Raw genomic sequence first — 9,052 nt, 5'->3', positions numbered from 1 at the left:
GTTCTCGGCATCTAAGCCGAAGTCAGGCAGAAATTCCACTTATCTCCGCTGTCCAGATTTCCCGAACCACCTCTGTACAAGCAGAGCTAATGACCTTAGATGGCAAACATGTTGCTTATTCTGCCGACGACAGTAATCCACGCATCAACTTCGCAGCGTCAACACCGCCCCCCCCACCAATTCAGAATAAACCAAAATTAAAAGTCAGCTATCAGAACTGGATGAATGGAGCTCAACGATCACCGTACGCATGTATTCTGGTCATTGAGGCAATTAATAGTTATAATATGCCTGATAGCTTGACTATTACTTCTGATATAGACAGTTTGAAATTTGCCAATGAAAATGGATCTCAGCGCATGACGCTTTATCCAAGTGTCGTATTTAATACAAACTTCTACAACCGCGGGCATGGAGAAGTCGTAGCAGAAGATCCCAATGTATCGAACAAAAGTGACAGCGCCAGACATTTTCATATTAGCGATTCAACTGGAACAATCTGGAAAGGTTATCTGACATTTGTGAGTGCACAAATAGTAGATCAAACACCTTATTGAGTTCAATTTTTCTGGAGTAACGAACTGCGATCTGTCTGATTCCAGGTTTCCAGCGATGAAAACAATTGATGGGACGAGCGTTAAGTATTGATTTGCGATCATGGTTTTTTGAATGCAGTAAGTGAAAGGCTGCCCCCACGGCGTGCCGGTATCCGGTTTGAAATATCGGCAGCGACAGCGATCCGCTGGGTTTCTCATGTGCGCAATGATGTGTTGGGAGAACGACATCCAGATCGGCGACGCGGTTCAAGACTTGATGCACATGGGCGGCTCGAAATACCGATCAAATCCGCGTTGAATATTGAATTATGGCGCGTTGAGCGTTCGGATTTAAGGATATGACGCAGGTTTTTCCGGGCTCATCGCCGCCCGGAGGAAGCTCGTCATGCAATAGCTTCTTCTTTTCGTGCCAGACGTACCGGCGGATGTTGTAGGCGAGATTGATCATGCCGATTATCATGGTTGTCCGTGTAACCTGAACTCCTGAACTTTCTCCAAATATTGGTAGAGTCCATTACTCTGAGGAGACGGGTAGAATGAAGCATTCACGGTTCACGAATGAGCAGATCATCGGGGTATTGAAAGAGCAGGAGAGCGGCATGCGGACCGCCGCTGTCTGCCGCAAACACGGAATATGCTGATTACTTTATACAGCTTGTGCGGCCCCTGTGCTTTAAAGGAGATATGCAGATATTCTTAGTTTTATATTTCTTTACAATCTTCCCGTAGAAAGACATACGTTGGGCTTATTGGGAAAAACACTTCGGAATTTTTCTCAAAAGTTTTCATATCAAGTAACTCAAGCTGATAATTATCTTTTGTTATTCCAGCTCTATAAGCCACCGGATGCGAAGCAGAAACAACCGAGGCGAACTTATGTACGCGTTCATCCCAAAACTCGGTAAATATTACCCTAGGTGGACAATCTTTAAGAGATTGCAGTGCACCATTTACAACGTCAATTTCCGCACCTTCAACGTCTAGTTTCCAGATATCAAAAGGACCACTCGTCAAACTATCGATTGTAATGGTAGGAGTAGTTAAAAACTTAATATCATCTCCAAAGATATGCGAGAACTTTGCGATCACCGAACTATCGTATGTTGAGCCTTGATTGTGAGTTTTCGATATAGCTATATCAACGAAGCCATCTGAACGTTTGCTTAGTGCAGCTTCAGTAACCGATATTCTGATATCATCTATTTCTCTTATTCGTTCAGCCAACCATGGCAAAGCTTCTACGCATTCAACAAAAGATGCGCCAAAATGCAGGAAGTGAAGCGCAGTTAATCCGATATTGGCACCACCATCAAGTATCCGATCTCCTTTCCTTACAAACTTTGCCATTAGCAAGTTATCAATATCGTATTGGGGGTATCGAAGAGAGGTACTTAAACATGCAGCGTATCGACGCTCGTGAAGGTTACTCAAATCCAATGTGATCTTATTACCGTCGATTTTCAAGGTCACTTTGCCATCGTCACGAAGAATATCGTCGAGATCGGTGCAAAAACCAATTTCATTTTTCTTTTCAGGCGAGATAAGAAAACGAGATACCAGTTTATGAAAAATTGTCACAATTGCTTCCTTGCTTCCGACACACGCTCTAATTGTTAGATAATTCTTTAAATCGATACTACAATTATCGACAATATCTTATCGGTTTTCAAAACAATAAAAGGGGAAATGTAACTTTGCTAAACGAACAGTCACAGATCATCGTTGAGTTGCCTACCGACTGGATGTTAAACCCTGTCGACGGCGTTCGGCATAGGATTTTCCTCACCAATGTTATGGGGGCACTTTCAAAGTTACACCCTTCAATTGTCGTAAAGGATGTACCTTGGGGTACTGACTTCGTTGAAAGAACCCCTCCGAAAAATGGCGTACTTTTTTCCTTTCACTCTGTCGGAGAAGTTCATGGGGTTTGGCGCTTAAAAGAAGCTGCTATACCACCCTTGTACGCTGTAGATCGGACTGGACACTCCGGTTGGTCTGAGATCGCTAACGACAAAAAACTGCAAGAGAAGGCGTATTCTTATGATCCAGAAAAAGCAAAAATAGTTATAAAATATTACAAAGAACGATTCCAATCTGACAAACTAAGCAAATATCCGCAAGCGAGTTTATTTGATCAAGAAATTAACAACTATATATTCATTCCTCTTCAGGTACAATCCGATCCCGTCGCTAAGTTTGCCAATATAGATGCATTAACTATTCTCAAGACGGCATCAATGCTTTCGCTCGAAAAAGGTATACATGTCGTTGTAAAAAGGCACCCGTACTGCGATAGTGAAGCGATAGCAGAATTCATCGAAAGTGCCACATCGACAAACCCCTTTTTTCATACGAGCCATTCTAATATACACGATCTCATCGAACATTGTTCATCAGTTATTACTGTAAATTCAGGAGTTGGTCTCGAGGCACTCATTCATGGAAAACCGGTTTATGCTTGCGGACTTTCCGAATGGTATCCCGCCAGCCATCGCATAAAAGACGCTGAAGAACTTCAGCTGGCATTTAACAAAAATCACCCTGAGGCGGATATTAGATCCACAGCTTACCTAGGATATCTTCTTTCCGAATACTGGATTGACGGTTCAGATTTTCTAGCGGTTTCGGAGAGAATGAAACGCTGTTTAAACGAATCCCAGATCAACAAAACTAAGAAAGTATCCATCGATTCTACCAAGCTCGAAGTGTGCGGCGAAATCGGAGAGTTGGAGCGCCAGTTAGCAAGGACGACAACCGACCTTAATTACTTCAAAGATGAGAATGAGAAGTTTAAAAAAAACGAGCTAACACATCGAGAGTACACTCAAAAAATTCTAGAAGAATTATCTGCCTCAAAGGAACTCAATGGGTCTCAATCTTTACAAATTAGTGAAACCAAAAATAAGCTAGCCCTCTTAGAATCAGAAAACATCCGATACCAAAATCTTATCGAAAAAATAACAGATAAGCCTTTTATCAGTGTATTTAAGATACTCGCAAATAAGCTGAAGAAGTAATCCCTTGGCTCATCTGTATTACCTTCTTTTCTGAAAGCATTATTTCTCGGTAATAATCTTTGAAGTCTTCACGTATCAAGGAAATTTCCCATCGATGAGTGGCTTCTTCTATCGGGCGCAAGTGATTCAACAACTCACCATCATACTGTGTCTCGATCACTTGATGGAGATGCTGAAATATCTCGAAGTGTATGTATAGACGCTCATCGTCGAAACTCACGTCCTGTCCTGGCCTACCTATTCTATAGAAATAATGCACATCGGGAATTACCACAACAGACTGCGCTAAACTTAGAACAAGGTAGGCAAATTGCAGATCGTCAAATCTCTTCAAAGAATTATTGAACCTTAGGTCATGCCTATTCAGGAAGTCGCGCCTACGGATTTCATACCAACCTCACATCGTCCGAATTTCGAACAATGATCTGCGCGGACATCGCCTATGTATGCCGTGAGTATACATGACTGGCCTGCTTATACATGTCAGCTTGCCAAGCTTGACATGTGTGATTTCCATACAAGCCCATAGAGAGGCGCTATATGTGAGGTGCTGTGTACTACATGAGTGTGTGAGCAGGTACAGACATCCCAGTCCGCTCAAGCGTTAAAAGATCAAACAAAATGTCATCATAAAGCCAAAGCGGCTTAAATCAACACACAAACCGAGCCGGAAACTCCAACCATCCGCAGCCACAAAAGCCTCAAATCATTCAACGATGAACATCCAAGCGTGATGAACCAACAGGACAAAATCCAGATATCAATCAGACTGTCTGTCGCAATGTACCTTTGAGTACGTAAATTTGATTAGGCAATTGGCATCGTGAATGTCATCGTAGGCAGCGGCAATAAAGCTGCCTTAACAGGCCGACATATGACTGCACCGTCACAGGGACATTAACGCTGAAATACCTTGCTACTGCGGCCGTTCCACATATGCGACAGAATAAGATTTCGTATTATCATTACTATGCGAAAAAAATCTGAAACCAATTACTTGCTCACAATGACACTCGCTATAGATCTCACAAGAGCGGGAAAATCAGGAGCATCCCGTGCTTTTCTGTCAACAATGAGGTGTGAGATTTCGTCGATTGTACAAAAAACAGAACGGGCCGGCGCGCTGATTTTGGAATGATCTGCAAGGATGATAGTCTTTGCCGAGTTACGAACCATAGCGCGCGCTATTTCAGCTCCGTGGATGAAATGGTTCATTGCGCCTCGCTCCGGATCAATGCCCCAAGGTGCCAACAACGCTACATCAGCACGATAGCGATTTATGTCATTAATGGTTGATGCACCCCAGGTTTCGAGCGGGTCTTGGCGCACATCACCGGACAGCAAATGCACCTTATAACGATGGTAAGAATCGTTTTCCTTTCCTGAGAGCAAACGTGCAACGTCGATGGAATTGGTCAGGATATTGAGCCCTGAAAGACCATGATGATTGGACAGCACTTCCGCCATCACCGTCGTGGTAGTGCCAGCATCAATAAATACCGTCATATCATTTGAAAGCAGATTAAGGGCTTCCATCGCAATGGCTTGCTTTTCGAGTAGTCGTTGGTTGACGCGTACATGAAAGTCAGTGTCTTCCTTGGCAAGCGGTACGGCACCACCCCGGACGCGTTTCAATTTTCCCGCTTGCTCAAGCTCCATGAGATCGCGACGGATCGTTTCACGCGAAACGCCTATTTCTTCAGTAATCTGATCAATCGAGATACGGCCAAAAGCCGTTAGATAGTCCTGAATTTTTTTATGACGTTCGTCCTGCCACATGATTTAACCCGCTCGTTTCCTTCGACGCATCAAAAAACACAAAAAAACACATATGCCAACTATTGCCACATTTTTTATTTCTTGCTAGCTTTATTTAAAGGAAGTTGAGGAAAATGGCATGTCGACGTCAGAACTGAATCACTTTGTTCGTTTCGCAGCCACATTAGCAGACATGGCGCGCGCAACATTAGCCGATGAGCTTAAAGCCAGTGAGAACGCGGTTTCGAACATCGAGGTGAAGCCTGATCATAGTTTGGTGACGAAATATGATCGCGCCATAGAACACCGTCTGCGTGCAGAAATTCGCAAACGCTATCCTCATCACGGCATCATTGGCGAAGAAGAAGGCAGCATTGATGCGCAGGCATCGCATGTATGGGTTCTTGATCCAATCGACGGCACAGCACCCTTCATCATTGGCATTCCAGTCTGGGGAACACTCATCGCGCTCGCAGTTGATGGCGTGCCGCAGGTCGGCGTGATCGACAATCATGTGCTCGATACGCGATGGGTAGGTGCAGCTGGACAAGCAACCCAGCTCAATGGACAAGCAGTACGATGCCGTCCATGTGCCCGCCTCGCAACGGCTCTGATGACCAACTCTAACCAAGACTACATGTCATCGGATCAGTTGCCTGCTCTCAACGCATTGCGCCATCGAACTGCCAATCGTGTGTATGGCGGCGCGTGCCTGAACTACGGGAGACTTGCTGAAGGACGCACAGATCTCGCAATCGACGCAGGGCAGCAGATTTACGACTTCGCTCCCTATCGTCCGATTATCGAAGGTGCAGGTGGGAAAATTACGGACTGGAATGGCCAACCACTGACTTTAGAGAGCAACGGCACCATTCTTGCCGCAGGTGACCAGCGTTGTCACGCTGAGGCACTGGAAGCAGTCATTTCCAGCCTGAAAGAGAGTGAACCCGCTGCGTAATGCACCCGTACTTCTGGGGGCTAATTCTAATTACAATAAAAATGGGAACTCAAATATGGGCATTAAAATTCAAACCCTTGATGTGACGTATGGAGAAGAAAACGTCATCTCCCAATTGTCGCTAGATATTCCTGAGGGTTGCTTTTTTACTCTTTTGGGACCATCTGGCTGCGGCAAAACAACATTGTTACGCACGATTGCCGGGTTTGTTGCCGCGTCCAACGGCTCAATCCGTTTTGGTGATACAGACGTTACCAACCTGCCACCGCACAAACGCAACATCGGGATGGTTTTTCAGGATTACGCCCTTTTTCCTGATAAAACGGTTCAGCAGAATGTTGCTTATGGCCTTAGCGCCCGCGGCGAAAAAGGTGAGAGAGCCAAGGCTAAAATTGGTCAGGCTCTTGAACGTGTTGGCCTTAGCCATCTCGCGCAACGTCATCCGGCTGCATTGTCAGGTGGCCAGCGCCAGCGTGTGGCACTCGCCCGTGCTCTCGTCATCAAGCCAGCGGTTCTTTTGATGGACGAACCGCTGTCAAACTTGGATGCCAAGCTTCGTATCCAAATCCGCGAGACAATCTGCGAGTTACAGCGCGAAGATAACATCACCACTGTATTTGTTACACATGACCAAGAAGAAGCATTGGCTATGTCAGACCGCATCGGCGTCATGAACCGTGGTGCACTTGAACAAATTGGAACGCCCAAGCAAATTTATACGACCCCGCGTACCAGCTATGTTGCAGACTTTGTCGGCTCCGCTAACTGTATTCCGGTAGAGGTGCAATCTGTGCAAAATGATTATGCTACAGTCTCGGTTGGGACACAGGTAATCAACGCCGCCGATCATCGCAGTGACAAATCAGGCCAACGCGGCATCCTCATCCTTCGCCCAGAAAATTTGCACATTTCTGCTACACGCACAGAAGACCAACAGGTAATCTCAGGCCTAGTCCGAAGCCGTCAATATTTGGGTACCAAGACAAGTTATCGTCTCGATATTCATGACAACAAGCAACTCATTGCCGAACTTCATGGCCAAAACCATGATGCTTTTGCACTAGGTGATCAGGTCCATGTGACGGTCAATCCAGATCAGGCACTGGTGATTGCATCATGAAAAAATCACTACAAACACCCTGGTTTTGGTTGAGCCTACTGGCTCTGGCGTTGCTATGTGTCTTTATTCTGTATCCGCTGATAAGCATCCTTAGTGCCAGTTTTATTGGCGAAGGCCCGAATGGCTGGATGCGCTTGATAGAAAATCCACGCTATATCGCCGCGATACAGAACACGCTGATACTTGCCTCGGTCGTCACAATATTCTGCACCGTAATTGGTGTTCCGTTAGCATATGTGACAGCTCGCTATAGCTTTCCGGGCAAATGGCTCATCGCTCTTTTGCCATTGATTACGCTGGTGCTGCCTGAAGTCATTGCAGCCCAAACCTGGCTCATGATGCTAGGTAATAATGGTTTAGTAACGAGATTTATTAAGGGCTACGGTATCATCTTACCAAGCTTCTATGGCTGGTTCGGCCTCATCGTCTCCATGAGTTTCATCTATTATACCTACATCTACATCGGCGTTGTCGCTGCAATTGGGAAGTTCGACGTGCAACTCGAAGAGGCTGCCCAATCACTGGGAACAAGCCCGGCAAAATCCCGCTTGCGCGTCATGTTGCCGGTAATTCTGCCGACCGTGCTCGCCTCAGCCCTGCTTGTTTTCACAATGGTCGTCGGAAACTTTGCAATCTCCATGATCTTGAGCCACCGACTGCCATTACTTTCGGTCGTCACCTATCAAGCAGCAGTCGCAGAAGGCGCGAGTGACATCACCATGCAATCGACACTTGCCAGCGTGTCGGTGTTGATTGTTATGCTGGTGCTGTTTTGTAACCGGTTCGTGGTGTCACGCGGACGTTTCGAAATCGTGCAGGGGCGCGGCGCAAAGCCAGTACCCTTGCGTGGATTAAATGGGCTGCTGGTCGCTATAAGCGCAGGGTTTATCGTTGTCGTATCACTTCTGCCGCTTTGTGTAATCGTCGTGGGTGCATTCACCGCCTCACGTGGACCGGTGATGCAATGGGGTAACTGGACATTTTCAAATATCGCCCGCGTTTTTGTCACAGCTCCTCAGCCACTCGTCAATTCTCTCACCTACGCAGCAACCGCTACATTCATATCCATTATCTTCAGCGCCATAGTCAGCTATCTGGTAGTTAAAAAGCCAAATCTGATCACCCCGATCATTGATTACATATCAGCTATCCCTCTTGCCTTGTCTGGCACAGTTCTGGGTGTTGGCTTGCTGGCAACTTTCCATGGCGGCTGGTTACCATTATCTGGCACAGCAATGATCATCGTTCTGGCTTATGTTGTCCGCCGGATGCCGTTTGGTATGCGCAACTCACAGGCTATATTGCAAAACATTCCAAATTCGATTGAAGAAGCATCAATCAGCCTTGGTGTCCCACCAGTACGATCCTTCTTCAAGGTTGTCCTTCCTATGATGCTGCCAGCCATTGCATCCGCTGCAATCCTGACATGGACAACTACGGTGGCTGAATTATCAGCTTCCATTCTGGTCTATTCCGGCGGTCGGGAAACACTGCCAATTCAAGTTTTCCGACTGCTCGATTCTGGCCTGATGGCTTACGCGTCAGCTTATGGTCTGGTGTTGGTATGAATAGCCCCTAGATTTGTAGACACCTTGTGACTTAAAAAAGAGGCAAGGAGCTTACGATGGGTAAAGCTAATTTC

At 46.0% G+C, this 9,052-nt stretch carries 8 protein-coding genes and 1 pseudogene; 6 read left to right on the top strand and 3 right to left on the bottom strand.

Annotated elements, in window-relative coordinates:
• On the top strand, positions 1-557 hold a 557-nt coding region (locus FHY56_RS17855; RefSeq protein ID WP_210240076.1), incomplete at its 5' end, for a hypothetical protein.
• 283 nt (positions 558-840) lie between these two features.
• Here FHY56_RS17855 and FHY56_RS17850 read toward each other — a convergent pair.
• Complete coding sequence (locus tag FHY56_RS17850) at positions 841-1,005, bottom strand: hypothetical protein (protein ID WP_158447791.1); 165 nt, start codon at positions 1,003-1,005, stop codon at positions 841-843.
• Between the two features lie 88 nt (positions 1,006-1,093).
• Between FHY56_RS17850 and FHY56_RS17580 the strand changes: the two are divergent.
• Positions 1,094-1,192 (top strand): annotated as a pseudogene (locus FHY56_RS17580) (transposase); the annotation flags it as partial.
• A 67-nt stretch (positions 1,193-1,259) separates the two neighbouring features.
• Here the strand turns inward: FHY56_RS17580 and FHY56_RS17575 are convergent.
• A complete protein-coding gene (locus FHY56_RS17575) occupies positions 1,260-2,135 on the bottom strand; it encodes an FkbM family methyltransferase (RefSeq protein ID WP_140906419.1) in 876 nt (291 codons plus the stop codon).
• 116 nt (positions 2,136-2,251) lie between these two features.
• Here FHY56_RS17575 and FHY56_RS17570 point away from each other — a divergent pair, with 116 nt between their 5' ends.
• Complete coding sequence (locus FHY56_RS17570) at positions 2,252-3,574, top strand: capsular polysaccharide export protein, LipB/KpsS family (protein WP_140906418.1); 1,323 nt, start codon at positions 2,252-2,254, stop codon at positions 3,572-3,574.
• A gap of 993 nt (positions 3,575-4,567) precedes the next feature.
• Here FHY56_RS17570 and FHY56_RS17565 read toward each other — a convergent pair.
• Complete coding sequence (locus FHY56_RS17565) at positions 4,568-5,353, bottom strand: DeoR/GlpR family DNA-binding transcription regulator (protein ID WP_140906417.1); 786 nt, start codon at positions 5,351-5,353, stop codon at positions 4,568-4,570.
• A gap of 118 nt (positions 5,354-5,471) precedes the next feature.
• Between FHY56_RS17565 and FHY56_RS17560 the strand changes: the two genes are divergently transcribed.
• Genes FHY56_RS17560 through FHY56_RS17550 form a run of 3 tightly spaced genes read left to right on the top strand, consistent with a single transcriptional unit; the run spans position 5,472 to position 8,978 of the window.
• Positions 5,472-6,290 carry an inositol monophosphatase family protein gene (locus tag FHY56_RS17560; protein ID WP_140906416.1) on the top strand — a complete coding sequence of 273 codons (819 nt, stop codon included), beginning with the start codon at positions 5,472-5,474 and terminating at the stop codon, positions 6,288-6,290.
• Positions 6,291-6,345: 55 nt separating this feature from the next.
• Positions 6,346-7,410 (top strand): ABC transporter ATP-binding protein, encoded by a 1,065-nt coding sequence (locus FHY56_RS17555; RefSeq protein WP_140906415.1) that lies wholly within the window; start codon positions 6,346-6,348, stop codon positions 7,408-7,410.
• The gene (locus tag FHY56_RS17550; RefSeq protein ID WP_140906414.1) at positions 7,407-8,978 is read left to right on the top strand and encodes an ABC transporter permease; all 1,572 of its coding nucleotides are present in this window, start codon (positions 7,407-7,409) and stop codon (positions 8,976-8,978) included. Before FHY56_RS17555 ends, FHY56_RS17550 begins: the two co-directional genes overlap by 4 nt.
• The last annotated feature ends 74 nt before the right edge of the window (positions 8,979-9,052 follow it).

It is taken from the genome of Brucella gallinifaecis, from assembly GCF_006476605.1.
GTDB classification, from domain to species: Bacteria; Pseudomonadota; Alphaproteobacteria; order Rhizobiales; family Rhizobiaceae; genus Brucella; species Brucella gallinifaecis.
Note: the sequence above shows the minus strand (reverse complement) of the source record. Positions and strands in the feature narration are given on the sequence as shown.

Bases quoted from the DNA above. Each gene is read 5' to 3' on its own strand.
- FHY56_RS17850 (WP_158447791.1), bottom strand. From the start codon at position 1,005: ATGATCAATCTCGCCTACAACATCCGCCGGTACGTCTGGCACGAAAAG.
- FHY56_RS17565 (WP_140906417.1), bottom strand. From the start codon at position 5,353: ATGTGGCAGGACGAACGTCATAAAAAAATTCAGGACTATCTAACGGCT.
- FHY56_RS17560 (WP_140906416.1), top strand. From the start codon at position 5,472: ATGTCGACGTCAGAACTGAATCACTTTGTTCGTTTCGCAGCCACATTA.
- FHY56_RS17555 (WP_140906415.1), top strand. From the start codon at position 6,346: ATGGGCATTAAAATTCAAACCCTTGATGTGACGTATGGAGAAGAAAAC.
- FHY56_RS17550 (WP_140906414.1), top strand. From the start codon at position 7,407: ATGAAAAAATCACTACAAACACCCTGGTTTTGGTTGAGCCTACTGGCT.